This is a genomic window from Streptomyces sp. AK08-02 (assembly GCF_033795085.1).
Lineage (GTDB): Bacteria > Actinomycetota > Actinomycetes > Streptomycetales > Streptomycetaceae > Streptomyces > Streptomyces echiniscabiei.
On sequence record NZ_JARAZV010000001.1, the window covers coordinates 529,169 to 555,312 of the forward strand.

Annotated in this window: 26 protein-coding genes; 19 read left to right on the forward strand and 7 right to left on the reverse strand. The window is 69.6% G+C overall.

From position 1 onward, the window contains the following. Positions 1 to 81: 81 nt before the first annotated feature. The gene (locus PV734_RS02305) at positions 82 to 1,227 is read left to right on the forward strand and encodes an LLM class flavin-dependent oxidoreductase (RefSeq protein ID WP_319288622.1); all 1,146 of its coding nucleotides are present in this window, start codon (positions 82 to 84) and stop codon (positions 1,225 to 1,227) included. Between the two features lie 69 nt (positions 1,228 to 1,296). On the opposite strand, the gene PV734_RS02310 is transcribed toward PV734_RS02305, so the two are convergent. Then, positions 1,297 to 2,343 carry an acyl-CoA dehydrogenase family protein gene (locus tag PV734_RS02310; RefSeq protein WP_319288623.1) on the reverse strand — a complete coding sequence of 349 codons (1,047 nt, stop codon included), beginning with the start codon at positions 2,341 to 2,343 and terminating at the stop codon, positions 1,297 to 1,299. Positions 2,344 to 2,441: 98 nt separating this feature from the next. Between PV734_RS02310 and PV734_RS02315 the strand changes: the two genes are divergently transcribed. Then, positions 2,442 to 2,795, forward strand: coding sequence for a YciI family protein (locus tag PV734_RS02315; protein WP_319091782.1), 354 nt, complete (start codon positions 2,442 to 2,444; stop codon positions 2,793 to 2,795). A 125-nt stretch (positions 2,796 to 2,920) separates the two neighbouring features. Next, positions 2,921 to 4,246 carry an aldehyde dehydrogenase family protein gene (locus tag PV734_RS02320; RefSeq protein WP_319288624.1) on the forward strand — a complete coding sequence of 442 codons (1,326 nt, stop codon included), beginning with the start codon at positions 2,921 to 2,923 and terminating at the stop codon, positions 4,244 to 4,246. Between the two features lie 112 nt (positions 4,247 to 4,358). On the opposite strand, the gene PV734_RS02325 is transcribed toward PV734_RS02320, so the two are convergent. Continuing rightward, positions 4,359 to 5,009 carry a TetR/AcrR family transcriptional regulator gene (locus PV734_RS02325; RefSeq protein ID WP_319091784.1) on the reverse strand — a complete coding sequence of 217 codons (651 nt, stop codon included), beginning with the start codon at positions 5,007 to 5,009 and terminating at the stop codon, positions 4,359 to 4,361. Positions 5,010 to 5,185: 176 nt separating this feature from the next. On the opposite strand from PV734_RS02325, the gene PV734_RS02330 reads away from it, so the two are divergent. From PV734_RS02330 to PV734_RS02355, 6 genes are read left to right on the forward strand one after another with little or no spacing between them, the layout of a single operon-like run. Then, on the forward strand, positions 5,186 to 6,463 hold the full coding sequence (locus PV734_RS02330) for an acyl-CoA dehydrogenase family protein (protein ID WP_319288625.1): 1,278 nt from the start codon (positions 5,186 to 5,188) through the stop codon (positions 6,461 to 6,463). Further along, positions 6,460 to 7,476: a phosphotransferase family protein gene (locus PV734_RS02335; RefSeq protein WP_319288626.1), complete on the forward strand. Its 1,017-nt coding sequence runs from the start codon at positions 6,460 to 6,462 to the stop codon at positions 7,474 to 7,476. Before PV734_RS02330 ends, PV734_RS02335 begins: the two co-directional genes overlap by 4 nt. Continuing rightward, the gene (locus tag PV734_RS02340; RefSeq protein ID WP_319288627.1) at positions 7,473 to 8,414 is read left to right on the forward strand and encodes an NADPH:quinone oxidoreductase family protein; all 942 of its coding nucleotides are present in this window, start codon (positions 7,473 to 7,475) and stop codon (positions 8,412 to 8,414) included. Before PV734_RS02335 ends, PV734_RS02340 begins: the two co-directional genes overlap by 4 nt. Then, a complete protein-coding gene (locus PV734_RS02345; RefSeq protein WP_319288628.1) occupies positions 8,404 to 9,255 on the forward strand; it encodes an acyl-CoA dehydrogenase family protein in 852 nt (283 codons plus the stop codon). The genes PV734_RS02340 and PV734_RS02345 overlap by 11 nt, the downstream gene beginning before the upstream one ends. After that, positions 9,252 to 10,400 (forward strand): acyl-CoA dehydrogenase family protein, encoded by a 1,149-nt coding sequence (locus PV734_RS02350; protein ID WP_319091789.1) that lies wholly within the window; start codon positions 9,252 to 9,254, stop codon positions 10,398 to 10,400. The genes PV734_RS02345 and PV734_RS02350 overlap by 4 nt, the downstream gene beginning before the upstream one ends. A 27-nt stretch (positions 10,401 to 10,427) precedes the next feature. Further along, a complete protein-coding gene (locus PV734_RS02355) occupies positions 10,428 to 11,219 on the forward strand; it encodes an enoyl-CoA hydratase (protein ID WP_319091790.1) in 792 nt (263 codons plus the stop codon). Between the two features lie 39 nt (positions 11,220 to 11,258). Here PV734_RS02355 and PV734_RS02360 read toward each other — a convergent pair whose 3' ends face one another. The 5 genes from PV734_RS02360 to PV734_RS02380 are packed head-to-tail and all read right to left on the reverse strand — an operon-like array spanning position 11,259 to position 15,330. Beyond that, on the reverse strand, positions 11,259 to 12,476 hold the full coding sequence (locus tag PV734_RS02360) for an amidohydrolase family protein (RefSeq protein WP_319091791.1): 1,218 nt from the start codon (positions 12,474 to 12,476) through the stop codon (positions 11,259 to 11,261). A 6-nt stretch (positions 12,477 to 12,482) separates the two neighbouring features. Continuing rightward, positions 12,483 to 12,803, reverse strand: coding sequence for a hypothetical protein (locus PV734_RS02365; protein ID WP_319091792.1), 321 nt, complete (start codon positions 12,801 to 12,803; stop codon positions 12,483 to 12,485). Beyond that, positions 12,790 to 14,055, reverse strand: coding sequence for an aromatic ring-hydroxylating dioxygenase subunit alpha (locus PV734_RS02370; protein WP_319288629.1), 1,266 nt, complete (start codon positions 14,053 to 14,055; stop codon positions 12,790 to 12,792). Before PV734_RS02370 ends, PV734_RS02365 begins: the two co-directional genes overlap by 14 nt. 34 nt (positions 14,056 to 14,089) lie before the next feature. Beyond that, positions 14,090 to 14,623, reverse strand: a complete 534-nt coding sequence (locus PV734_RS02375) for a carboxymuconolactone decarboxylase family protein (protein WP_319091794.1) — start codon at positions 14,621 to 14,623, stop codon at positions 14,090 to 14,092. Next, a complete protein-coding gene (locus PV734_RS02380) occupies positions 14,620 to 15,330 on the reverse strand; it encodes an SDR family NAD(P)-dependent oxidoreductase (protein WP_319091795.1) in 711 nt (236 codons plus the stop codon). The genes PV734_RS02375 and PV734_RS02380 overlap by 4 nt, the downstream gene beginning before the upstream one ends. Before the next feature lie 309 nt (positions 15,331 to 15,639). Here PV734_RS02380 and PV734_RS02385 point away from each other — a divergent pair, with 309 nt between their 5' ends. The 10 genes from PV734_RS02385 (at position 15,640) to PV734_RS02430 (ending at position 26,122) form a co-directional block, all read left to right on the forward strand. Continuing rightward, positions 15,640 to 16,371: an SDR family oxidoreductase gene (locus PV734_RS02385; RefSeq protein ID WP_319091796.1), complete on the forward strand. Its 732-nt coding sequence runs from the start codon at positions 15,640 to 15,642 to the stop codon at positions 16,369 to 16,371. Between the two features lie 34 nt (positions 16,372 to 16,405). Next, a complete protein-coding gene (locus tag PV734_RS02390) occupies positions 16,406 to 17,842 on the forward strand; it encodes an aldehyde dehydrogenase family protein (RefSeq protein WP_319288630.1) in 1,437 nt (478 codons plus the stop codon). Beyond that, the gene (locus PV734_RS02395) at positions 17,839 to 19,047 is read left to right on the forward strand and encodes a CoA transferase (protein ID WP_319091798.1); all 1,209 of its coding nucleotides are present in this window, start codon (positions 17,839 to 17,841) and stop codon (positions 19,045 to 19,047) included. Before PV734_RS02390 ends, PV734_RS02395 begins: the two co-directional genes overlap by 4 nt. A gap of 54 nt (positions 19,048 to 19,101) precedes the next feature. Next, on the forward strand, positions 19,102 to 20,472 hold the full coding sequence (locus tag PV734_RS02400) for an ABC transporter substrate-binding protein (RefSeq protein ID WP_319288631.1): 1,371 nt from the start codon (positions 19,102 to 19,104) through the stop codon (positions 20,470 to 20,472). 79 nt (positions 20,473 to 20,551) lie between these two features. After that, positions 20,552 to 20,743, forward strand: a complete 192-nt coding sequence (locus PV734_RS02405; RefSeq protein WP_319091800.1) for a ferredoxin — start codon at positions 20,552 to 20,554, stop codon at positions 20,741 to 20,743. Between the two features lie 19 nt (positions 20,744 to 20,762). Further along, a complete protein-coding gene (locus PV734_RS02410) occupies positions 20,763 to 22,130 on the forward strand; it encodes a cytochrome P450 (RefSeq protein ID WP_319288632.1) in 1,368 nt (455 codons plus the stop codon). After that, on the forward strand, positions 22,127 to 23,800 hold the full coding sequence (locus PV734_RS02415) for a thiolase C-terminal domain-containing protein (protein WP_319288633.1): 1,674 nt from the start codon (positions 22,127 to 22,129) through the stop codon (positions 23,798 to 23,800). The genes PV734_RS02410 and PV734_RS02415 overlap by 4 nt, the downstream gene beginning before the upstream one ends. Then, positions 23,797 to 24,717 carry an alpha/beta fold hydrolase gene (locus PV734_RS02420; RefSeq protein ID WP_319091803.1) on the forward strand — a complete coding sequence of 307 codons (921 nt, stop codon included), beginning with the start codon at positions 23,797 to 23,799 and terminating at the stop codon, positions 24,715 to 24,717. Before PV734_RS02415 ends, PV734_RS02420 begins: the two co-directional genes overlap by 4 nt. Next, on the forward strand, positions 24,714 to 25,268 hold the full coding sequence (locus tag PV734_RS02425) for a DoxX family protein (RefSeq protein ID WP_319091804.1): 555 nt from the start codon (positions 24,714 to 24,716) through the stop codon (positions 25,266 to 25,268). The genes PV734_RS02420 and PV734_RS02425 overlap by 4 nt, the downstream gene beginning before the upstream one ends. Next, positions 25,268 to 26,122 carry an NAD(P)-dependent oxidoreductase gene (locus tag PV734_RS02430; RefSeq protein ID WP_319091805.1) on the forward strand — a complete coding sequence of 285 codons (855 nt, stop codon included), beginning with the start codon at positions 25,268 to 25,270 and terminating at the stop codon, positions 26,120 to 26,122. The genes PV734_RS02425 and PV734_RS02430 overlap by 1 nt, the downstream gene beginning before the upstream one ends. Positions 26,123 to 26,144: the final 22 nt, after the last annotated feature.

Below are 26,144 nucleotides of genomic sequence, written 5' to 3' on the forward strand. Positions count from 1 at the left end.
TCACCCCGACGACGACCCACCCCGCTCGCGGGCCCGGCGCCCGCTGTCACGTACGACGCCCGTCCCGATCGGAGATCTTCGGTGTCCCTCACCTTCCACTGGTTCCTCCCGACCAACGGCGACAGCCGCCATGTCGTCGGCGGCGGCCACGGCACCCCGGCCACCGCCTTCGGACAGAACCGGCCGCCGACGGTCGCCTATCTGGGCCAGATCGCCCGCGCCGCCGAGGACCTCGGCTTCGTCGGCGCGCTCACCCCCACCGGCGCCTGGTGCGAGGACGCCTGGCTGACCACCGCCATGGTCAGCCGGCACACCGAGCGGCTGAAGTTCCTCGTCGCCTTCCGCCCGGGCTCCGTCTCCCCGACCCTCGCCGCGCAGATGGCGTCCACCTTCCAGCGCCAGACCGGCGGACGGCTCCTCCTCAACGTGGTCACGGGCGGCGAGAGCCATGAGCAGAAGGCCTACGGCGACTTCCTCGACAAGGACGCGCGATACCGTCGTACCGGCGAATTCCTCGAAGTCGTAAGGGAGTTGTGGGAGGGCAAGACGGTCAGCCTGACCGGCGAACACATCCGGGTCGAGGAGGCCACCTTGGCCCGTGTCCCCGATCCGGTCCCCGAGGTGTACTTCGGGGGTTCCTCGCCCATCGCCGGTGAGGTCGCCGCCCGGCACGTCGACGTCTATCTCACCTGGGGCGAACCGCCGGCCCAGGTCGCCGAGAAGATCGCCTGGGTCAGGGGGCTGGCCGCCCGGCAGGGGCGCACCCTGCGGTTCGGTATCCGGCTGCACGTCATCACCCGCGACACCTCCGAGGCTGCCTGGGCGGAGGCGGACCGGATCCTCGCGGGCTTCGACCCGGGGACCGTACGGGACATCCAGGCCGGGCTCGCCCGCAGCGAGTCGGAGGGCCAGCAGCGGATGCTCGCCCTGCACGGTGGCGGCAACCGGGACGGGCTGGAGATCCACCCGAACCTCTGGGCCGGAATCGGCCTGGTGCGCGGTGGCGCGGGCACCGCGCTGGTCGGCAGCCACGACGAGGTCGCCGACCGTATCGCCGAGTACCACGCCCTGGGCATCGACGAGTTCGTCCTCTCGGGCTATCCGCATCTGGAGGAGGCGTACTGGTTCGGCGAGGGGGTGCTGCCGCGGCTTGCCGCGCGGGGGCTGTGGCGGCATCCGTTCGCGTCGGCCGTCGCCCCGGCGGCACAGGTGCCGTTCAGTCGTTAGGCGGTCAGGTGGTGCTTCGGCCGCGGGCCCGGTGGGGCTTGTCGCGCAGGTTCCCGCGCCCCTCAGGGGCTACTCGGCCAGTGCGGCGAGGTGTGCGCCGCGTACATCCGTCGTCTGGCCCTGGACCAGTAGGAACAGGCCCTCGCGGGCCAGGCGTTGGGCCGGGCTGTCGAGGTCCATGGACCGGCCTCCCCCGGCCACGACCGCCGCGGTCGTCGCCGTGCGCATCAGCTCGTACGCCCGGGTCTTCAGCGCCAGCCGGTCCGCGATGTGCTCCTGCGGCCGGCGGTGGTCCGTGAGGGCGTACGCGCCGCGTCGTACGGCGTCCAGGCGGGTGCGCAGTGAACGTGCGGTCGCCGTGGCGTCCGGGTGGGCGGCGAGAAGGTCGAGGGCCGCGTACGCCACCCCGAACACGGCCGGGTTCGTGTTGGTGGCCCGGGGCAGGTCGACGAGGGCGAACTTCTCGCGCGGCATGCGCAGGACGACCGCCTCCTCCGGCAGGCGCAGGCCCTTCAGCTCCAGGGACACCGTCCGGGCGGCCGTGAGTGCCGCCAGCCGCATGGGCGGCGAGGCGCGCAGCCCCGACTGTTCGCGGGCGTCGGCGAAGGCGAACACCACCTCGTCCGTGTCCGACAGTCCCGCGAGCAGCATGACGTCGTTCAGCCCCCAGCCCGTGTACCAGGGGACTGTCCCGTCGAAGCGCCAGCCGCCACGCTCGTAGCCGACCCGCACGGGCACGCGAGGGAAGGACCGCAGGTGCGCGTACGCGATACCCGACAACAGGGCGCCCGTCGACAGTGGGCCCAACAGGCGCTCCCGTACGGGGAACTGAGACTCTGTCAGCATTTTCACCGGAGTGTGGTGCTGGGTCTGTACGAACCAGGTCGAGCAGCAGGCCCCGGCCAGGATCTCGGCGATCTCCCGGGCGACCGCGGCGGGCGCGCCCGCACCCCCGTACTCCTTCGGTGCGCTCACCCCGAGCAGGCCCGCCTGCTTGATGGCCTTGATGCTGCTCGCGGGTACACCCTCCTGGTCCACCCGGCTCGCCTGCGGGGCCAGGACCTCGGCGGCGAGCCGACGGGCGACGGTGACGAGCGGGTGCGCGGTGGCGGTCATGGGGACGATTCTCCCGGTGCCACGGTGCGTTGCGCCTCCGCGGAGGTGCTCCCTTCGTGTAGGAGATGGGGCAGAGTGATGATGCCCAGGAGGACGCGATGAAGTACTACCTGCTCAGCGCCATGAAGCCGGTCGGCGAGCCGTCCGCGCCCCGGACGATGGTGGAGATCAACCACAGGCTGAACGTCTTCCACGAGGAGCTGCGGGACGCCGGGGCCTGGGTCTTCGCGGGCGGACTGCACCGCCCGGACGCGGCGACGGTACTGCGACCCCAGGGTGACGAGGTCGAGGTGATCGACGGACCCTACGCCGAGAACAAGGAGTTCCTCGGCGGGATCTGCCTCCTCATGGCGCCGGACCTCGACGCCGCCCTGGAGTGGGGCCGCAAGGCCGCCCTGGCGACGACCCTGCCGGTCGAGGTCCGTCCGTTCCTGGGCGAGGTCGACGACTGACGGAGATGGGACAGCACTTCAAGCGATTGAATGCATACTTAAAGTTATCTTCATGTATATGGAATATATTTCACCCTGTGGCAGGTTGGCATGTACGTCGAGTACATCGAGTCAAGCGAGGCACCGTGAACCAGCCCACGTCCCCCGAGCAGCCCGGCGACATCGTGGCGCGGCTGCGCGCGACCTTCCGTGCAGGCCGTACCAAGCCCGTCGAGTGGCGCAGGGCCCAGCTCGGCCGCCTGCGCGAACTGCTTACGGAGCACGGCAAGGATGTGGCCGCCGCGCTCCACGCGGACCTCGGAAAGAGCTCGACCGAGGCCTACCGCACGGAGATCGACTTCACGATCCGGGAGATCGACCACACCCTCGACCACCTCGACGGCTGGCTGCGCCCCGAGGCCGCGCCGGTCCCCGAGCGCCTCGGCGCCGACGCCACCGCCTGGACGCAGTACGACCCCCTGGGTGTCGTCCTGGTCATCGCCCCCTGGAATTATCCGGTCCAGCTCCTGCTGACCCCGGTCGTCGGCGCGCTGGCGTCCGGTAACGCGGTGGTGGTCAAGCCGAGCGAGCTGGCTCCCGCCACCTCCGAGATCGTGGCCCGGCTGCTGCCGCAGTACCTGGACACGGACGCGGTCGCCGTCGTCGAGGGTGGTGTCCCGGAGACCACCGCCCTGCTCGCCGAGCGCTTCGACCACATCTTCTACACCGGCAACGGCGCCGTCGGCCGTATCGTGCTGCGCGCCGCCGCCGAGCACCTCACCCCGGTCGCCCTCGAACTCGGCGGCAAGTCCCCGGCGTTCGTCGACACCGGCATCGATGTGGACGTCGTCGCCGACCGGCTCGTCAAGGGCAAGTTCCTCAACGCCGGCCAGACCTGCGTCGCCCCCGACTACGTCCTGACCGACCCGGAGACCGCCGCCGCGCTGGAGCCCGCGCTCGCCAAGGCCGTCGAGAACCTGTTCGGCGAGGACCCGGCCACCTCCACCGAGTACGGCCGGATCGTGAACGAGCGTCACTTCGACCGGCTCGGCGGTCTGCTCGACTCGGGCCGGGTCGTCACCGGCGGCGTCAAGGACCGTACGACGAAGTACATCGCGCCGACCGTCCTCGCCGATGTCGACCCCGCCTCGCCCGTGATGCGGGAGGAGATCTTCGGCCCGATCCTGCCGATCGTCACGGTGCCCGGGCTGGACGACGCGATCGGCTTCATCAACGACCGCGACAAGCCGCTCGCGCTCTACGTGTTCACCGAGTCAGGCGCGACCCGTGAGCGCATCGCCGCCGAGACGTCCTCCGGCGCGGTCGGCTACGGCCTGCCGCTGGCCCATCTCACCGTCTCCGACCTGCCGTTCGGCGGGGTGGGGGAGAGCGGGATGGGCAACTACCACGGCCGCTACTCGATCGAGACGTTCAGCCACCGCAAGGCGGTACTGTCCAAGCCGCTGAGCTGAAGCGACGCCCCCCGGTCCCGGCCGGGACGCCGATCGCCCGCAGTACTGAGAACGATGTTCTCGGCACTGCGGGCGATCAGTTGTCAGGTGGGCGTGGTGTACCCGGAGTGGCTCACGCGCCCGAGATGCCGCCGAGGCAGAACTGCCAGACCTCGTCGGCGGTCACCGGCTGGGCGTGGCTGCCCGAGGGGACGCCGTTGGCCTGAGCGGCGAACATGACGGTCTGCATGAGAAGCGCCGCCAGCCTGCGCGGCTTGTCCGCGTGGACGCTGCCCGCCTCGGCGGCCTGCTCCAGCAGCTCGGTGAAGAGGTTCAGCAGCGGCAGGTGCGCGGTCGCCACCTGAGCGGGGTGCTTGACCAGCAGTTGCAGTGCGAAGTCGCTGAACAGGGGGCGCTGGACACCGGGGTTGGGCAGCGACTGCTCGAACAGCATCTCCACGGCGATACGCAGCCGGGGCAGCGGCTCTCCCGTGCCCGACGTGGCCTCGCGGATCTCGATCGCCGACGTGGACAGCGCGTCTTCGAACAGGGCGAGCAACAGCTCGTGCTTGCCGTCGAAGTGCTGGTAGAAGCTGCGCAGCGACTGCTTCGAACGGTCGACGACCTCCTGGACGGTGAAGTCCGTCGTCCCCTTCTCCGCGATGAGTTCCTGCGCGGCGTCCAGGAAGCGCTGAACGCGCTGCTCGGCACGCTGTTTGGCGGCGCGGGTGGATCGCTCTACGGCGCGCTGGCGCCAGGCTGGCTCTTCGGGGATGGCGGTCACCGGCAGAACGATACTGCACTTGGGCGGTAATCAGTCGAAGCTCCCTACCGAATCACGCACCGCAACTTTCGAGACCCTTACTCGCGCTGAATGAGAATGTTATTCTCACCTGCATCGCGGACGTTCCGGAGCAGTGCCCGCGCGGCATCGAGCTGTCGAATCGAGGGTCGTCTGACATGGCATGGGACTTTTCCACCGAGCCCGAGTTCGAGGAGAAGCTGGAGTGGATCAGAGGCTTCCGCGCCGAGCGCGTGGAACCGCTGGACCTCCTCTACCCCGACCGGGCCTACCATCCCCTCGACGACGAGACCGGCCCGATCGTCCGGGCACTCAAGCAACAGGTGCGCGACCAGGGACTGTGGGCGCCGCACCTCGGCCCCGAACTGGGTGGGCGCGGCTTCGGACAGGTCGGACTCGCCCTCATCAACGAGATCCTCGGTGCGTCGAGCTGGGCCCCCGTCATCTTCGGCACGGCGGCCCCGGACACCGGCAACGCGGAGATCATCGCCCGCTACGGCACCGAGGAACAGAAAGCGCGCTACCTGCGCCCGCTCCTCGAAGGCGAGTGCTTCTCCTGCTTCTCGATGACCGAGCCGCAGGCCGGCGCCGACCCGACGATGTTCACCACCCGGGCCGTGCGCGACGGCGACAACTGGGTCATCACCGGCCGCAAGTACTTCTCCTCCAACGCCCGCACCTCGAAGTTCGTCATCGTGATGGCGGTGACCGACCCGGACGTCAGCCCGTACAAGGGCATGTCGATGTTCCTCGTGCCTAGCGACAGCCCGGGCATCCGGATCGAGCGCGACATCGGGCTGCTCGGCGAGGGCCCGGAGGACGGCATGCACGCGCTGATCGCCTACGACGGGGTCCGCGTCCCCGGTGACGCGCTCCTCGGCGGGGAGGGACAGGCGTTCGCCGTCGCGCAGACCCGGCTGGGCGGCGGACGCGTCCACCACGCGATGCGCGTCGTGGGGCAGTGCCAACGGGCGCTGGACATGATGGCCGAGCGTGCCCTCTCGCGCGAGACACAGGGTGGCCGGCTCGCGGACAAGCAGCTGGTGCAGGCCGATCTCGCCGACTCCTACGCGCAGTTGGCCCAGTTCCGGCTGCTGGTACTCCACACGGCGTGGCAGATCGACCGGTACAACGACTACAAGCGGGTCCGTAAGGACATCGCCACGATCAAGTTCCTGACGCCGAAGGTGCTGCACGACATCGTCTACCGCTCGATGCATCTGCACGGCGCCCTGGGTGTCTCGAACGAGATGCCCTTCGCCGACATGTGGACCGGCGCCGCCGTCATGGCCGTCGTCGACGGACCGACCGAGGTCCACAAGATCACCGTGGCCCGCGACCTGCTGCGCGGCTACGAGGCCACCCCCGGACTCTGGCCCACCCAGCATCTGCCCGCGCGCCGGGAGTGGGCCCGCAAGCAGCTGGAGAACATGTGAACACCGAGTCGCTCGCCCGCTGGTTGGACGACCGGGACATCGCCCCCGGCGAACCCGTCGAGGTCTCCCTCATCTCCGGGGGCACCTCCAACGACATCTACGAACTCCGGCGCGGAGACAGGCAGTTGGTGTTGCGCAAGCCGCCCGAGAAGGTTCCGCCGGGCCGCAACGAGACCATGCTGCGTGAGTTCCGGGTACTGAACGCCCTGAACGGGACGGACGTTCCGCACCCGGAGGCCGTCGCGGTGTGCGAGGACACCGACGTCATCGGGTCCTGCTTCTACCTCATGGGCCATGTCGACGGCTGGTCGCCCATGAACGTCGAGGGCGGCTGGCCCGAGCCCTTCAGGAGCGACCTCTCCCTGCGCCCCGGCCTCGCCCACGAGCTGGTGGAGGGCATCGCCCGGCTGGGCAACGTCGACTGGCGTGCCCAGGGTCTGGAGGGCTTCGGCCGGCCCGACGGCTTCCACGACCGCCAGGTGGACCGCTGGCAGGCCCACCTGGCGAGGTTCTCGTTCCGCGAGATACCCGGACTGGACACCGCAGCCGCCTGGCTGCGCGCCCACCGGCCGAGCCACTGGACCCCGGGCATCATCCACGGTGACTACCAGTTCGCCAACGTGATGTTCCAGCACGGGGCCCCCGCCCGCCTCGCCGCCCTCGTCGACTTCGAGATGGCCACCGTCGGCGACCCGCTCCTCGACCTCGCCTGGGTGATCATGGGCTGGCCGGACGCCGACGAGGACCGCACACAGAAGGGTTACGTCAGCTACGAGGGCATGCCAGACCGGGCCGACCTGCTGGAGCACTACGCCAAGGTCAGCGGCCGGGACGTCGGCGAGATCGACTACTACGTGGTGCTGGCCCGCTTCAAGATGGCCATCGTCCTCGAAGGCGGCTACGCCCGGCACGTCAAGGGCGACGGCGGCAACCCGAAGATGGCCTTCTACGGCGACACGGTCCTGACGATGGCCGCCCAGGCCGCCGAACTGGCCGCGACGACCCGGCTGTGAGGGCCGCCCGCTGTCACACCCTCGGCGGTCCGGTGACCGTCGAGGAGATCCCCGAACCGCGGGGCGAGGTACCCGTCGACGTGCACTTCGCGGCGGTCAACTTCGCCGACGTGCTGGTGATCGAGGGCGCCTACCAGGTGAAGGCCGAGGTGCCCTTCACTCCGGGGAGCGAGTTCGCCGGGGTGGTGGCCCGGGACGGGCACGGCTTCCGCACCGGGGACAGGGTCTTCGGCTCGGCGTTCGTCGGCGCTTTCGCCGAACGTGTCGCCGTCCCCGCCGGCAGCCTCCACCGCGTCCCCGACGCTGTGTCCATGGAACGGGCGGCGGCCTTCGGTGTCTCCCACGCCACCGCTTTCAACGCCCTGCGCATGGTCGGCGACGTGCGTGAGGGCGAGCGGGTCGTGGTGCTCGGCGCGGCCGGCGGGGTGGGTCTCGCCGCCGTCGAACTCGCCCTGCGGCTGGGCGCGGAGGTGGTCGCCGTCGCGTCGAGCGAGGAGAAACGCGCCGCCTGCGCCAGTCTCGGCGCCCACACCGTGCTGCCGTACGAGAACCTGAAACGGGCGCTCCAGGAGGCCGGCGGCGCCGATGTCGTCGTCGACCCGGTCGGCGGGGCGCACTCCGAGCAGGCGTTGCGCGGGATGCGCTGGGGCGGCCGGTTCGTCAGCGTCGGGTTCGCGAGCGGCGAGATCCCGGGTATCCCGCTGAACCTCGCGATGCTCAAGGGCGTCACGATCCACGGCTTCGACTTCGGCGGCTGGGCCCGGCACGACCGGGCGAAGCTGGTCGCCGCCCGCACCGAACTGCACCGACTGTTCGCCGAGGGGGCCGTTCACCCCCGTATCCATGCCGTCCACCCGCTCGACGAGGTGGGCGCCGCGCTGCGGCTGGGCCGCGGTGCCATCGGCAAGGTCCTTCTGGAGGTCGCCCGTGGAGTTTGAATTCGACGAGGACCAGCGGCTGCTGCAACGCGTGGTCCGCGAGACGGTGGCGAAGTCGCGAGCCCTGCCCGAGGAGCAACTCTGGTCGACTTACCTGGAGTTGGGCTGGCTTGAGGCCCCTCCGGTGGAACTGGCGATCATCCTGGAGGAGTTGGGGTACGCCGCCGATCCGACGCCGTTCCTGGCCACGGCCACCTGGTTCGCGCCGCTTGCCGGACGGCTGCCGAACGGCTCGGGCACAGCGGTCTTCGACGGCCTCGGTGAGTTCGTCCTCGACGCGGACCGGGCGGACGAGGTCGCTCTACTGACGCCGGACGGTGTGGTCGTCCGCAACGGCACCGAGATACGTGCCGAGCGCATCGCCGTCTTCGACCCGACGATCCATGTCGCCCGGGTCGATCACCCCGAACTGGCCTGCGCCGTACCTGAGTTGGCGTTGATGGGGCTGGCCGTCTCGACCGTCGGCAGCTGTCGGCGCATCCTCGATCTGGTGGTCGCGCATGTGAAGCAGCGGCATCAGTTCGGGGTGCCCATCGGATCCTTCCAGGCGGTCAAGCACAAGGCCGCCGACATGTACGTCGCGATCGAACGGGCCCGGGCGCTCGCCCTCTACTGCGCCCTCACCATCGCCGAGGACCACCCGGAACGGGCCAGGGCGGCGGCGATGGCCAAGGCGGCGGCCGGGGAGTGCCAACGGCTCTGCTTCCAGAGCGGATTCCAGCTCTTCGGCGCGATGGGCTACACCTGGGAGAACGAACTCCAGATCCATCTCAAACGGGCCAAGGCCGGTGACCTGCTGCTGGGGACGGCTGCCGTGCACAGGAAGGCGCTGCTGGTATGAGACTCGCCGCCGACCCCGGGATCGAGGAGTTCCGGGCCGAGTTCGCCGCCTTCCTCGACGCCAACCTGCCCACCGCCGAGGAGGCCGTGCCCCGCGCCAGGTCGAGCGCGGACGTGCCGCCCTGGGCGCGCGTATGGCAACGGAAGCTCTTCGACGCGGGCTGGCTGGTGCCGGGAAACCCGCCCGAGTACGGCGGACGCGACGCCACCCTGCCCCAACTGCTGGCCCACGCCGAGGAGATGTCCCGGCGCCGCATCTACCAGAGTTTCAACCCGCAGGGCGTCGGCATCGTCGCGGCCTCGATCCTGAGCTTCGGCACCGAGGAGCAGAAGCAGCGCTGGGCGGCGCCCATTCTGCGGGCGGAGCTCACGGCCGCCCTCGGCATGAGCGAACCGGGCGCCGGGTCCGACCTCGCAGGACTGCGTACCCGCGCGGCCCTGGAGGGCGACCACTTCGTGGTCAACGGGCAGAAGGTGTGGACCTCCGGCGCCCATGACGCGGACGTGCTGCTGACCTTCGTACGCACCGATCCGGAGGCGCCCAAGCACCAGGGCATCAGCGTGCTGATCGTCCCCACCGACACGGAGGGCGTGGTCAGACGGCCCTTCGGGTCCATCGCCGATCCCGACGACCTCGACTTCAACGAGGTGTTCCTCACCGACGTCCGGGTGCCCAGGGAGAACCTGATCGGCCCGCTGAACGAGGGCTGGAAGGTGGCGAACGGCTCGCTCGGGCATGAACGCACCCTGCTGTGGCTGAGCTACGCCGAGCGGCTGGAGGACCTGATCCGGGACGCGCCGAGCGACGAGGAGTGGTACGCCACGCTCCAGATGGACTTCCAGGCGCTGAAGCTGCTGGGCTACCGCCAACTCGGCACCGACCGGAACCCCGCCGAGGTGTCCGTGCTCAAGCTCTTCGGCTCGGAGGCCGTGCAGACGGCCGGCCTGCACGCCCTGGAGGCGCACGGCACCGGGGCGCTGCGCCATCCCGCCTCCACGGCACCGCACTTCCACATGAACATGGAGGTGTTCTCCTCCAGTTGGTTCGAACGGTACGCGCGCAGCTTCGGCGGGACCATCGCGGGCGGCACCTCCGAGATCCAGCGCAACATCATCGCCGAGCGCATCCTCGGCCTGCCCAGATAGCCGCCGGGACCGACAAGGAGCACGCGGATGGACCAGATTCTGTATGAGGTCAAGGACCGGGTCGCGGTCATCACCCTCAACCGGCCCGAGGTCGCCAACGCCCAGACGATGTCGCTCCTCGACGATCTCGACGACGCGTGGAGCCGGGCGGCGGCCGACCAGGACGTACGCGTCATCGTGCTGCGCGGCAACGGGAAGCACTTCTCCGCCGGGCACGACCTGAAGGACCGCTGGCCGGGTCCCAAGGAGATCACCCTGGAGTGGATCTACAACGCGGAGAGCCGCCGGTATCTGGAGTACACCCTGCGCTGGCGGAACATCCCCAAACCGTCGATCGCCGCGGTGCAGGGCAAGTGCATCGCGGGCGGACTCATGCTCTGCTGGCCCTGCGATCTCATCGTGGCCGCCGAGAACGCCGAGTTCTCCGACCCCGTCGTGCACATGGGGATCGGTGGAGTCGAATACCACGGCCACACCTGGGAGTTGGGCGCCCGCAAGGCCAAGGAGATCCTCTTCACCGGGCGGGCTGTCACGGCGGCCGAGGCGGAGAGGGTCGGCATGGTCAACCAGGTCGTGCCGCTCGACGAACTCGACGCGGCGACCATGGAACTGGCCGACCGCATCGCCCGGATGCCCCCCTTCGGGCTGCGCCAGGCGAAGCGGGCCGTCAACCAGAGCCTGGACGTGCAGGGCTTCTACGCGGCCGTCCAGTCGGTGTTCGACATCCACGAGACGGGACACGGGAACGCGCTGAGCGTGAGCGGGTATCCGGTGCTGACCCGGCTGGAGGGCATGAAGGAGCACATCAAGGGCCAGTGACGGCAGCGCCGAACGACCCTGTTCGACGCTGCCGTCGTGTCACCGCGGTTCGTTGCGGAAGACCTTGCCCCCCTTCATCACGAACCGCACGTCTGCCAGTACCGACATGTCGTCGAGAGGGTTGCCCGGTACGGCGATCAGGTCCGCGAGCAGGCCCTCCGCGACGCGCCCGCGGTCGTCCGCGTCGATCAGCTCGGCGGCGTTGACCGTCGCCGCCCGCAACACCTCCAGCGGTTCCATGCCGCGCTCGACGAGCGCGACCATCTCCTGGGCGCCCCGCCCGTGCGGAATGGCCGGAGCGTCGGTGCCCACCGCGATCCGGACGCCCGCCTTGGCGGCCCTGGCGACGACGGACCGGGCGTGCGGGAACACCTCGGCGGCCTTGGCGCGCAGTTCGGGCGCCGCCCGCGACATGTCCATGCCCTCGATCAGCGCGGTGGTCGGCACGAGGAAGGTGCCGCGCTCCGCCATCAGCGCGATCGTCTCGTCGTCCAGGAGGAAGCCGTGCTCGATGCAGTCGATGCCCGCCTCCACCGCCGAGCGCACCGCGTCGGCGCCGTGGGTGTGCGCGGCCACCTTCAGCCCGCGCCGGTGGGCCTCGTCGACGATGGCCCGCAGCTCCGCGTCGGAGTAGTGCTGCGCGCCGGGGGTGCCCGTGTGGGACATGACACCCCCGGACGCGCAGACCTTGATGAGCCGGGCTCCGTGCTTGATCTGGTACCGCACGGCCTTGCGGACCTCGTCGACCCCGTTGGCGACGCCCTCCTCCAGGGAGAGCGGCATGATGCCGGGGGCCAGCGCGCCGAACACGCTCGGGTCCAGATGACCGCCGGTCGGGGTGATCGCGTGTCCCGCCGGGACGATCCGGGGCCCCTCGATCCAGCCGGCGTCGACGGCCCTGGCCAGGGCGACGTCGAGCAGATAGCCGCCGGTCTTCACGAACAGCCCGAGGTTCCTGACCGTGGTGAAGCCCGACCGGAGGGTGCGCCGGGCGTTGCCCACGGCCCGCAGCATACGCAGCGGCGGATCGTCCTGGACCATGGACAGGACCGGGGTCTCGCCCCGGCCGCCCATGAGGAGGTTGACCTCCATGTCCATCAGGCCGGGCAGCAGGGTGACGTCCCCCAGATCCAGCACGTCACCCACGGCGTCGGCACCGGCCCGTGTGATGCGGTCGCCGTCGACATGGACGAGGCCGGGTTCCTCGAACTCCCCGGTCTCGACGTGCAGTACACGCGCCGCCTTGAGCGTGACCACGACCGGTCAGACCCTGGGTTCGACGACGAGGTCCATGTAGGCGGCCCCACTGTCCGGCACCCGGGCCTGCTTCCACACCTCAACCGGGAACGAGACGTTCACCAGGGAGAACATCAGCAGCAGCAGATTGCGCTCGGCTTCCGGCAGTTCGTCGAGAGGGAACCCGTCCAGGTGGTCGGAGGCCTGATCGAGGAGCGGGAACGCCGCGTCGTAGAAGGCCTGCATGTCCTCCATGGAGCTGGCCAACCGCTTGCTGTAGCGGTCCCGCTCGGAGGCGAGGATCCAGGCGGAGAACGGTTCGAGCGCCGCGAACTCACTGGGCAGCATCGGTGTGCTCCTTGACATGGTCGGCGACCGTCTTGTGCAGATGGCGGAGCAGCAACTCCTGGTCACAGAGCGGAAAGTCGGTGACGACCCGGCTCTTGAGCATGGTCTGGGTGGCCTCCAGGGTGTTGCCGTCCTGGAGGGCGTACTCCTTGAACGTCACTGCCGCGAGCTCCTGCCTCAGCCGCTCCCGCGCCGTCTTCGCGGGCACGAAGTACAGGTTGGCCTCGAAGACGTGCCTGTCGACCGCCGTCGGCCAGTAGTGGTAGGTCAGGTACCAGCCGGGCTTCCAGATCAGCAGCGTCATGTTGGGGAAGAACTCGAAGGAATCGTTCCCCCAGGCCCGGTGCGCGCCCGGGTTCAGCCCCGGGGGGAGGGGGTCGAGCCCCTCGATGTCGGGCGCCTCCCACGGACCGAACAGGCCGCTGCGCAGCACCCGTTCGATGGGCTTGACGATGCTCAGGTCCTTGGGCGGGGACATGCCTCCCCAGGACGAGATCATCGAGTGCGGGCTGTGGATCTCGTAGTGCAGGGCTTCGTATCCGACGTCGAGGAGCTTGTCGGCCTCGTCCTTGACGGCCTGCTTCATGTGCAGGACGGGAGCGTGGTAGAACTCCGCGAACGCGTCGATGAACAGCTTCCAGTTGCTGCCGATCTCGGCCTTGTAGGTGAAGACCTCGGTCATCTCGTGGAAGGGATACCCCTCCAGGCCCTTGGCGAGATCGCCGAGGTACTCTCGCAGGGGCGGCGCGTCGGGGTCCAGGTTGACGAAGACGAAGCCCTCCCAGACCTCGCAGCGGACCTGCTTGAGCCCGTAGTCCGACTTGTCCAGGTCGAAGAACTCCTGCTCCTGCTGGACGAAGGTCAGATCGCCGTCGAGGCTGTAGCGCCAGGCGTGGTACTTGCAGGTGAACTGACGGCAGGTGCCCTTGACCTCCTTGTTCGGGAAGTCGTTCCACACCAGTTTGTTGCCGCGATGCCGGCAGATGTTGTGGAAGGCGCGGATCTCCTTGTCCCTGCCCCGCACGATGATCAGCGAGGTGTCCGCGGCCGCGAGCTCCTTCGTGAAGTAGCTACCGGTCTTGGGCACCTGTTCCACGCGGCCGACGTTCAGCCAGGTCCGCTTGAAGACGGCCTCCCGCTCGGCCTCGTAGTACGCGGGGTCGATCGAGTCCTCGTAGTTCACGGGGCTCGTGCCCAACTCGGGGTACTGCTCGGTCCAGCTTCCGGCCGCCGGCTTGGCGAAGTGTGGCATGATCACTCCCTTCTCCAGAACGAGAATAGCATTCTCATATGTGGCTATTGAAGTTCTCGTCAGGGATTCCTGGGTCCAGTTCGACCTCGAAGGTGTTCAGGGCCGTGGCCAGCGCCCCGTAGGTGCCCACCGTGAACACCAGGTCCATGAGCTGGCGGTCGTCCAGGTCCGTGCGGAGCGCCCGGTAGGTCGCGTCGGACAGCCGGGAGTCCGTCTCCAGCTCGTCCACGGCCCGGTTGAGCGGGGTGGGGGCGCCGGTCCGGACGAGGTCGATCTCCGCGTCGGTGATGCCGGCCCGCCTGGCGATCAGGACGTGCTGCGCCCACTCGTACCGGCAGCGCCGCCGCCAGGCCACCCGCAGGACGGCCAGCTCGCGGGTGTGCTTCGGCAGCGTCGACTCGACCAGCAGGTACTTGTTGAACGCGAGGAACGCCTTGGCCAGATCGGGGTGGTGGGCCAGCAGCCCGAGCGCGTTCGAGGGCGGTTTTCGCGCGTCGGGGGCCGACGTGCCGAGTGCCTTGAGGTACTCGGCGTGCGGGAGCGGGGTGATGCGGCGTGCGCGGTTCACGTGTTGCGCCCGCCGTTCACACCCAGGATCTGCCCGGTGATGTACCCGGCCTCCTCCGAGATCAGGAACGCGCAGGCCGCGGCGATGTCCTCGGGGCGCCCGACCCGCCGTACGGGAGTGCGCTGGATGTGTTCCTCGACCGTCCCGCCGAGCAGTTCGCGCGACTCGGCCCTGCGGAGCATGGGGGTGTCGATGAAACCCGGCGGGACGGCGTTGACGGTGATGCCCGCCGGCCCCAGTTCGAGCGCGAGTGACTTGGTCAGCCCGTTCACGGCCGACTTGGCGGCGACGTAGTGCGTCATGAACTGCTGTCCGGACTGCGCGCTGGAGGAGGAGATGTTGACGATCCGCCCCCAGCCGGCTTCCAGCATGTCGGGCAGCGCGGCCTGGACGCAGTGGAAGACGCTGCTGAGGTTGACGTCGACGACCCGCTGCCACGCGGCGAACGTGAGGTCCTGGAAGCGTTTGTAGCCGGCCGCCCCGGCCGCGTTGACCAGGATGGTGACCGGTCCGAGTCGCTCCCGGACCGCGGCCAGTGCCTCGTCCACCTGGGCCCGGTCGGTGACGTCGGCGACGCGCGAGAACGCGGGGCCCGGGTCGGAGGGGTTCAGGTCGAGGGTCGCGACGTGGTAGCCGTCGGCCTTCAGCCGCTCGGCGACGGCCAGCCCGATTCCGGAGCTGCCTCCGGTGACAACTGCGGTCTTCATGCGGTCTCCCACGTCGTGCCGTCGCTGGTCTGGTGGTTGTGGCCCCGGGCTGGACTCGACACCCTCGCGTCAGCCATGGAAATACTCCTTCCGTGAGCGAGAATGCTATTCTCGCAACTGCTCGCCGGGAAGTGTCGCGCGGATCTCTCATCGGGGCGGGGGAGGTCGGCGTCGGGGGCAGGGCGCTCGACTCCCCCTCAACTTGCTGTGATGCTGCACATTCTCGTGTTCGGATGGTTGATTTGCTGAAAGTGAGAATGTAGTTTCCGCCGCATTGGGGCAAGCCGTCCATCCGAGCAAGGAGACAGGATGCGGTTCCAGGACAAGGTGGCGATCGTCACCGGCGCGGGACAGGGAATCGGCGAGGACTACGCGCGGGCGCTGGCCGCCGAGGGTGCCCGCGTCGTCGTCGCCGAGATCAACGAGGAGCAGGGGCAGCGGGTCGCCAAGGACATCGACGGGGCGATCTTCGTCCATGTCGACGTGGGGGACCCGGAGTCGGCCGAGGCGCTGGCCGCCGCCACGGTCGCGGAGTTCGGCCGGATCGACTACCTGGTCAACAACGCCGCGATCTACCACAGCATGAAGCGCGACGGCATCACCACCGTCGACCTGGACTACCTCAACCGCTTCATTCAGGTGAACCTGATGGGCGCGATCTACTGCACCAGGGCCGTCGTCCCGCACATGACCGAGGGCGGCGCGATCGTCAACCAGTCGTCCACCGCCTCCTACATGGCCACCGGGTACTACGGGCTGGCCAAGGCCGGCATCAACCACCTCACCGCCTCGCTGGCCGCCGAACTCGGCGGCCGCGACATCCGGGTCAACGGCATCGCCCCGGGACCGACCGACACCGAGGCGACCGGCACCATCGTGCCGAAGGAGCACCGGGACGCGATGGCGCAGCGGCTGGCGCTGGGGCGGATGGGGCAGCCGGGTGACCTCACCCCGACCGTGCTGTTCCTGCTCTCCGACGCGGCGCGCTGGCTGACCGGCCAGGTCATCGCCGTCGACGGCGGCCAGGGGGTCCGGCTGTGAGGCGGCAAGTCAACGGCGTACCGGGGGGTTCGCGGTGAAGCGGCTGCTCATCGACGGATCGCTCGTCGGGACGGAGAAGACCTTCCCCTCCCTCAACCCCGCCACCGGCGAGGTACTCGGCCAGGCCCCCGATGCCACGGTCGCCCAGACCGAAGCCGCGGTGGCCGCCGCCCGCCGGGCCTTCGACACCACGAACTGGTCCACCGACGTCCAGTTCCGGATCCGCTGTCTCGACCAGCTGCACCAGGCGCTGACCGACCAGCTGGAAGGGCTGCGCGAGCTGACGATCGCCGAGGTCGGCGCCCCCCGCATGCTCACCTACGGCCCCCAGCTCGAAGACCCCGTCAAGTTGGTCCGCTACTACGCCGACCTGCTGCGCAAGTACCCCCTGACCGAGGACCTCGGCGAGGTCGAGATCCGCGGTCGGCGTCACCGGCGCTGGGTGGAGAAGGAGGCCGTCGGGGTCGTCTCCGCGATCACCGCGTACAACTACCCGAACCAGCTGGCCCTGGCCAAGCTCGCTCCTTCGCTCGCCGCAGGCTGCACGGTCGTCCTCAAGGGAGCCCCGGACACCCCCCTGACCACCCTGTTCCTCGGTGAACTGATCGCCGGGCACACGGACATCCCGCCCGGCGTCGTCAACGTGCTGACGTCCACCTCCATCGAGGCCGCCGAGGTGCTCACCGGCCACGCCGACGTCGACATGGTCTCCTTCACCGGCTCCACCGCCACCGGCCGCCGCATCATGGAGGTCGCAGGCCGCACCGTGAAGAAGGTCTTCCTGGAACTCGGCGGCAAGTCCGCGATGATCATCCTCGACGACGCCGACCTCACCACCGCCGCCATGTTCGCGGCCGGCATGATCTGCTCCCACTCGGGTCAGGGCTGCGCGCTCACCACCCGTCTCCTGGTGCCCCGGGCACACCACGACGAGATCGTCGAGAAGGTCGCCGCAGGCCTCGCCCGGATGCCCCTGGGTGACCCTGCAGACCCGAAGACCCTCGCCGGCCCGCTCATCAGCGCCAAACAGCGCGACAAGGTCGACGGAATGGTCCGGCGGGCCGTCGCCGCGGGCGCCAGACTGGTCACCGGCGGTGCGTCGGTCGACCCCGGCTTCTACTTCACCCCCACCCTGCTCACCGACGTCGACCCGGACAGCGAGATCGCGCAGGACGAGGTCTTCGGGCCCGTGCTCGTGGTCATCCCGTACGACGACGATGACGACGCCGTACGCATCGCCAACAACTCGGTCTACGGCCTCTCCGGCGCGATCCAGAGCGCCGACGACGACCGGGCCCTCGCCCTGGCCCGCCGCATCCGTACCGGCACGTTCAGCATCAACGGCGGCAACTACTTCGCCGTGGACGTCCCGTTCGGCGGCTACAAGCAGTCCGGGATCGGCCGCGAGAGCGGCGTTCCCGGGCTGGAGGAGTTCCTGGAGTACAAGTCCTTCGCGGCGGTCGTCCGGTGAGGCCCCTGGAAGGAATCCGCGTCCTCGAAGTCGCCATGTACGGCTTCGTCCCCTCGGCCGGCGCCGTCCTCGCGGACTGGGGAGCCGACGTCATCAAGGTCGAGCACGCCGTCAACGGCGACCCGCAGCGCGGGCTCAGGCGCACCGGCACGTTCGTCGTCGAGGGCGACCCGAACCCCAACGTCGAGCACGCCAACCGGGGCAAGCGCAGCCTGGGCCTCGACATCTCGAAGCCCGAGGGCCGCGAGGTGCTGGACGACCTGGTCAAACGCGCGGACGTGTTCCTCACCAGCTTTCTGCCCGGACACCGTGAACGGTTCGGTATCGACGTGGACGACATCCGCGCCGTCAACCCGGGCATCGTCTACGCCCGGGGGAGCGCCCTGGGACCGCGTGGCCCCGAAGCGGTCAAGGGCGGTTACGACATGACCGCCTTCTGGTGCCGGGCCGGCACCGCGGCCAGCATCACCCCGGCCGGCAGCGAGGGTCTCGTCAACCCGCCCGGGCCCGCCTACGGGGACACCATCTCCGGGACGAACCTCGCCGGCGGTATCGCGGCGGCGCTGCTGCGGCGCGAACGCACCGGCGAAGCCGCGGTCGTCGACGTCTCCCTGCTCGGCAGCGGCGTCTGGGCCATGGGACACGCGACCGCGCTCTCCCTCCACCTCGGCAGGCCCTGGGCCGCGCCCCCGGCGGGCGCCCACGGCTCCGTCGCCAACCCCCTGTCCGGGCTGTACGTCACCGCCGACGGCCACCATCTGGCCTTCGTGATGATGCAGCCCGGCAAGTTCTGGGCCGACGTGTGCCACCACATCGACCGCCCCGAACTCGCCGACGACCCCCGCTTCGCCACCGCCGAACTCATCGCCGCCAACACCGAGCAGGCCGTCAAGATCCTGCGCGAGGTGCTCGCGGGCCGCACGCTCGCCGACTGGACGAAGCGCTTCGCCACCCTCGCCGGACCATGGGCCCCCGTACAGAACACCCTTCAGGTCGGCGAGGACGCCCAGGTCCGCGCCAACGAGTACCTCGTCACGGCCGGCGAGCTCGAACTCGCCGCCAGTCCCGTGCAGTTCGACGTCACCGCCCCCGTACCGCTCGGGCCCGCGCCCGAGTTCGCCGCCCAGACCGAGGAGATCCTTCTCGAACTGGGCCTGGACTGGCCCCGCATCCTCGAACTGAAAGAGGCGGGCGCGGTCACCTGATCACCGTCACCGGGTGATTTCCGCAGTTCCAGAACCATTCCTCCGGGAGGACCGATGAGACGACTGCTCATCGCCACCGCGCTCGTCCTCGCCCTGGCCGGGTGTTCCGATCGCTCCACGAACACGTCCAGTGCCGGCGAGCCGTCCACCTCCGCGTCCGGCGCCGCCGCGAACGCGGACTTCGGCACACTCAAGAACGTCTGCCACTCCGGCAGCCCCAAGGCCGTCACCGAACAGGGAGTCACCGACAGCGAGATCAAGGTCGGTGTGTTCAGCGACATCGGGTTCACCAAGAACCCGGAGTTCGTCAACACGGCCAAGGTGTTCACCTCGTGGTGCAACGCGGCGGGCGGCATCAACGGCCGCAAGATCGTCCCCGTCACCCGGGACTCCAAGCTCATGGAGGTCCAGCAACGGATGATCGAGGCCTGCCGGGACGACTTCGCCCTCGTCGGTGGCGGCGCAGCCTTCGACGGTATCGGCGTCAAGACACGGCTGACCTGCCTGCTGCCCGACTTCCCCGCACAGTCCAGCACGATCAACGCCCTCGGCGCGGACCTCCAGGTGCTCTCCCAGGGCGCCGGAGTCGGTTACGCGCCCTACACCGGGTACTACACCTGGCTGACCAAGGAGGCCCACCCGGACTCCGCCCAGCACGTCGGCGTCATCTCCGGCGACGTACCGGTCACCAAGATCATCGCCGAGCAGGTCAAGGAACTGATCCCCGCGATCGGCGGCAAGGTGGCCTACGCGGACGTCTACCCGGCGGCCGGAGTCTCCGACTGGACGCCGTACGCGCAGACCATCAAGAGCAAGAAGGTCAAGGGCCTCATCTTCAACGGTGCCTTCACCGAACTCGCCAAACTGGAACAGGCGTTGACCAACACCGGCTACAAGCTCGACTGGATCGACACCAACAACAACGCCTACGGCCCCGCCCTCCTCCAACTGGCGGGCACCTCCCTCGCCAAGCAGAACAACTACGCCGACCTCGGCGGTGTGGCCCCCCTGGAGCAGGCCGCCGACAACCCGGCGACCAAGCAGGTCCAGGACCTGTTCGCCAAGTACGCGCCCGACGCCCAGGTCACCCTGCCCGCACTGCGTTCCTTCGCGAACTGGCTGCTGTTCGCCACAGCCGCGGGCGAGTGCACCGACCTGACCCGCAAGTGCGTGTACGAGAACGCGACGAAGCAGACGGAGTGGACGGCCGGCGGACTCCAGGCGCCCAGGGATCTGACGAAGGTCACCAACCCGCCCACGTGCTTCAACGTGGTGCAGGCGACCGACAAGGGCTGGACCGTCGCCGATTTCAAGCCGGATCAGGGCTCCTACCGTTGCGACATCCCGGCATACAAGTACAAGGGGTCCTACGGCAGGCCGATGACGCTCGCCGACGTCGGCAAGTCGATGGCGGATCTCAAGTAGCGCCAGAACGCGCGAAGCAGTGGTGGAAAACGCGAAGTCGCGGCAGCACGCCCGAACTGCGGGAGGAAGGAATCAGGTCGTGAAGGTACGGGTCGACCCGGAGCGCTGTCAGGGCCACACGCTCTGCGCCATGAGAGCTCCGAAGGTGTTCGAGTTGAGCGAGATCGACGGTCACTCGTCGGCGACCGACGAGGAGGTTCCGGACGACCAGCAGGACCAGGTCGTCGAGGCGGTCAGGTCCTGTCCGGAACGCGCGATCTTCGTTTCCTGAAGGGGAGAACAACACCACGATGACCACGGACGACGACGCCGCCGACCGTAAGAAGCACACCGTCCACTTCGACCGGCACACCCCCGAGTACCGGCACCAGTTCACCGAGACCACCCACGAGCTGCAGTCCAAGTGCCCGATCGCCTGGACCGAGACGCACGGCGGTCACTGGGTCGCCAGCGGCAACCGGGAGGTCTTCGAACTGGCCCGGGCCGCCGAGTTCATCTCCAACGACCACGATGTGAGGGGGGAGCGGCGCGGATACCAGGGCATCACCATCCCGCCGCCGTCCAAGGAACGTGGGCAGGTCCAGGGCGGGTTCCTGGAGATGGACCCGCCGGAGCAGCGACACTACCGCCAGGCGCTCAACCCCTATCTCTCCCCGGCTGCCATCAGCCGCTGGATCCCGGTCATCGACGAGGTGGTGCGGGCCGCCATCGACGAGAAGATCGAGTCCGGCCGCATCGACTTCGTCGACGACCTCGCCAACGTGGTTCCGGCCGTTCTCACCCTGGCGATGATGGGCATCCCGCTCAAGGACTGGACCGTCTACAACGAGCCGGCCCATGCCTCCGTCTACACGCCCCCCAACTCGCCCGACATGAAACGGGTCGCCGAGATGGCCCGGGACATGGGCATCGGCCTGGCCAGGGCCATCGCCGAGATCCGTGCCAACCCCAGGCCCGGCCTGGTGGACGCCCTGATCCACGCGGACATCAACGGCAGTACTCCACCGGACGGTGAACTCCTCGGCGTCCTCGCCCTGTTGATCGGCGGCGGCTTCGACACCACGACCGCGCTCACCGCGCACGCGCTGGAGTGGCTCGGGGAGAATCCCGCTGAGCGGGACCGACTCAGCCGCGACCGGGACACCCTGCTGGACTCTGCCACGGAGGAGTTCCTGCGGTTCTTCGCACCCGCGCCGGGCGACGGACGCACGTTCTCCGCCGACTGCGAGATCGCCGGAACACGCTTCAAGGAGGGCGAACGGCTCTGGCTGTCCTGGGCGATGGCCAACCGCGACCCCTCCGTCTTCCCCGACCCCGACACCATCCACCTGGAACGCCCGGCCAACCGGCACAGCAGCTTCGGCCTGGGCATCCACCGCTGCATCGGATCCAACGTCGCCCGGACGGTCTTCAAGCGCATGGTCACTCAGGTGTTCGACCGTATGCCCGACTACCGGTGCGACCCGGAGGGCACAGTGCACTACGAGACCATCGGCATCATCCAGGGCATGCGCCACCTCCCGGCGACCTTCACTCCGGGCCCCCGGCTCGGCGCCGGGCTCGACGAGACGCTGGAGAAGCTGCAGCGGGTCTGCGACGAGCAGCGGATCGCCGAACCGGTGACGGTCCGCAAGGCGAAGGCGCAGATCGCCGAATGAACGACGAGACACCCGACACGTCGGGCCGCGCCGCGCCGGAGATCACGGAGGAGAACGCCTTCTTCTGGACCTCCGGCGCGGACGGCCGGCTGCGCCTGACGGAGTGCGGGTCCTGCGTGGCCCTCATCCATCCGCCGCAGCCGGTGTGCCGCTACTGCCACGGGCACGAGACCGGCGTGCGGGCCGTCTCCGGCTTCGCGACCCTGATCGGCTTCACCGTCAACCACCGTTTCCCCGCACCCGGGTTGCCGACCCCGTTCGTCGTCGCCCAGGTCGCCGTCGAGGAGGATCCCCGGGTCCGCCTCACCACCAACATCGTCCAATGCGCCCCGGACGAACTGAAGTTGGGCATGCGCATGGAGGTCGTCTTCGAGCGGGCCGGGGCAGCGTGGCTGCCCCTGTTCCGCCCGGCGGCCGACCAGGAATCGCCGGCGCCCTTCCCCGCGGACGCCATCGAACCCGGCCGATTCCGGTCCCACGTACGCTCGATGGTGACGCCGGAGAAGTTCGAGGACAAGGTCGCGATCACCGGCGTGGGCGCCTCGGAGGTCGGACGCCGTCTCCTCGTACCGCCCCTGTCGCTGACGGTCAAGGCGTGTGAACGGGCCATCGCCGACGCCGGGTTGACCATCGCCGACGTCGACGGCCTGGCCGCCTACCCGGGCGCCGGGGCGTACGGAGGCTTCGCCGAGGGCGGAGTCACCGCGCTGGAGGCCGCGTTGGGTGTCCGGCCCACCTGGTACAACGGCGGCAGCGAGACCTTCGGCCCCGGCGGCTCACTCATCGCGGCGATGCTCGCGGTCGCGGGCGGCCTCGCCCGGCATGTGCTGTGCTTCCGTACGGTCTGGGAGTCGTCGTACGGCGAACTGGTCAAGCGCGGCCGGATCGCCCCGCCCGGCAGCGGCACGGCCGCGGGCTGGATGAAGCCCTTCGGCGCGATCTCCGCCTCGCACACCCTCGCCATGAACGCGCAGCGCCACTTCGACCGTTACGGCACCACCCGCGAGACCCTCGGCTGGATCGCCCTCAATCAGCGGGCGAACGCCGCGCTCAATCCCACCGCGATCTACCGCGACCCGATGACCATGGACGACTACCTTCAGGCCAGAACGGTCACGACCCCCTTCGGGCTGTACGACTGCGACGTGCCCTGCGACGGATCGGTCGCCGTGATCGTGTCCGCCGTCGACGCGGCCCGCGATCTCGCCAAACCGCCTGTCCTCGTCGAGGCGGTCGGCACCCAGATCCTCGAACGCATCGAATGGGACCAGAGCACCCTCACCCATGAACCCCAGGTCCTCGGCCAGTCCGCGCACCTGTGGACCCGGACCTCGCTGCGGCCTTCGGACGTCGACGTCGCACAGCTCTACGACGGCTTCACCTTCAACTGCCTTTCCTGGATAGAGGCGTTGGGCTTCTGCGGGATAGGCGAGGCGAAGGACTTCCTGGACGGCGGCAAGAACATCGCCCGCGACGGACTGCTGCCCCTGAACACGCACGGAGGGCAGCTCTCGCACGGCCGCACCCACGGCCTGGGACTGGTCCACGAGGCGATCACCCAACTGCGCGGCGAGGCCGAAGCGCGCCAGGTGACGGGCGCCCGGGTTGCCGTGGTCAGCACCGGAGGACTCACCCCCAGCGGGGCGATCCTCTTCCGGGCCGACGCATGACCGGTGCCTCACGTGTCGTCGTCGACGTGGAGGGCATCCCGGTCTCGGCGCTGCTGCGCGAGGCTCGGCAACCGCGCGCCGTCGTCCTCGCGCTGCACGGCGGGGCCGCCTTCTCCGGATACTTCGACTACCCCGACCGGCCCCGGCTGTCCCTGCTGCGCACCGGCGAGGCCCTCGGCTTCACCGTCATCGCCATCGACCGTCCGGGGTACGGCAGTTCGGCCCCGTACGCCGACGAGTTCACGTCCCCGGAGCGACGGGTCGATGTCGGCTACGGGGCCTTGGAGCGACTCCTCGCGGCCCGGCCGCACGGGGCCGGCGTGTTCGTGCTGGCCCACTCCATCGGCAGCGAACTCGGGGTCCGTATGGCCGCCGACGAGCGGCGCGGACCGGAGCTGCTCGGCCTGGAGATCGCCGGCACCGGACGCCGCCACCACGACGACGCGGCCGGAATCCTCGGCGACTGGCGGCGCCGGCCGCCGAACAGCGGGGTGCGCGACCTGCTGTGGCAGCCGTCCCGGCTGTACGCGGACGACGTGGTCGGCGGTGCCCGGATCTCCTCGCGCTCACCCGCGTACGAGGGTGTCGTCGCCCGGAGCTGGATCGACACGTTCCCCCAGCTCGCCCCGCTGATCCGCGTCCCCGTCCACTACACGCTCGGCGAGCACGAACGGGTGTGGAACTCGGGGCCCTCGGCGCTCGCCGACATCGCCGCCCTGTTCACCGCGTCGCCCCGGGTCGCCGTCGACGAACAGACGCGCGGCGGACACAACTTGAGCATTGGGTTGACGTCTATGGCCTATCACCTCAAGGTGCTGTCGTTCGTTGAGGAGTGCGTACTCGCACGCGAGGAAGCGGAAACGACAGCGGCAGCGGCGGCAGAAGTCGCCGAACGGCAGCAGGGGAGGGCGAGTTGACGAACGCGGAAGCGGTCGCGGTGCTGGTCGTCAGAGTGGTCCTGGGCGTCATCATGATCGCGCACGGGCTCAACCACTGGCGGGGCGGCGGAAAGATAGAGGGCACGGCCCGCTGGTTCGGCGGGCTCGGGCTGCGGCACGGAACGCTGCAGGCGTGGATGAGCGTGGTCACCGAGATCGGCGCGGGCGCGCTGCTGGTCCTCGGGCTGTTCACCCCGCTGGCCTGTGCGGCGGTGATCTCGGTGATGCTGGTCGCGGGGCTCCTCGCCCACCGGCCCAACGGGTTCTTCGTGTTCAAGGACGGCTACGAGTACGTCCTGGCGCTGGCCGCGATCTCGCTGGCACTCGGAGTACTGGGGCCCGGCAAGGTCTCCCTGGACCACGCCGCCGACATCGAGGTGACCGGCTGGGCCGGGGGCGCGATCGCCCTCGGCGTGGCCGTGGTGGCCACAGCGGGGCTGCTGGCGACGTTCTGGCGGCCCGAGCGTCCTGAAGCGGCGGCGAAGGCGGACCCGGCGGTCACCGGAGTGGCGGGACAGGAGACCGGCTGATGCGGGTGGGGTTCATCGGGCTCGGGAGTCAGGGCGGACCCATGGCACGGCGGATCGTCGATGCCGGGTTCACGACGACGCTGTGGGCGAGAAGACCCGCCTCGCTCACCCCGTTCGCCGGAACCTCGGCCCGACGTGCAGTCTCCGCGGCCGAGTTGGCCGCGGCGAGTGACCTCGTGAGCGTCTGTGTCGGTGACGACGCGGACGTCGAGGAGGTCATCGCGGGCGACGAGGGGGTGCTGGCCGGGCTGCGGCGCGGCGGAGTGATCGCCGTGCACAGCACCGTCCACCCCGACACCTGCCGTCGGCTCGCCGACCGGGCCCGGCTGCGCGGAGTCGCCCTGGTGGACGCGCCGGTCAGCGGAGGCGGCAGGGCGGCGTCCGAGGGGCGCCTGCTGGTGATGGTCGGGGGCGAGTCCGGGACCGTCGCGTTCTGCCGACGGGTGTTCGAGACATACGGCGATCCGGTGGTCCACATGGGCCCGGTGGGCTCGGGGCAGGTCGCCAAGCTGCTCAACAACGCCCTGTTCACGGCGAATCTGGCCACCTCCGCCGACGTGCTCGCCCTCGGCCGCAGCCTCGACGTGGACCCGGCGGGCCTCGCCCATGTCATCGCGCACGGCAGCGGCGCCAGTTTCGCGCTGGGTCGGGTCGCCGAGGCCGGAGGCACCCTCGACCGGATCGCCGCCCATGGCGGACCGATGCTCCGCAAGGACGCCCGGCTGCTCGCGGACCTCGCCGAAGGAGCCGGTACCCCGGTGGGCGAGACCGTCATGCGGACCGCCGACGACGCCCTCGCCGCCATGGCGCGGATCGACCGGCCACTGATCTCCGCAAGGCGGGGCCCAGGGTGAAACCCCTGCCTGAAAATGCCAT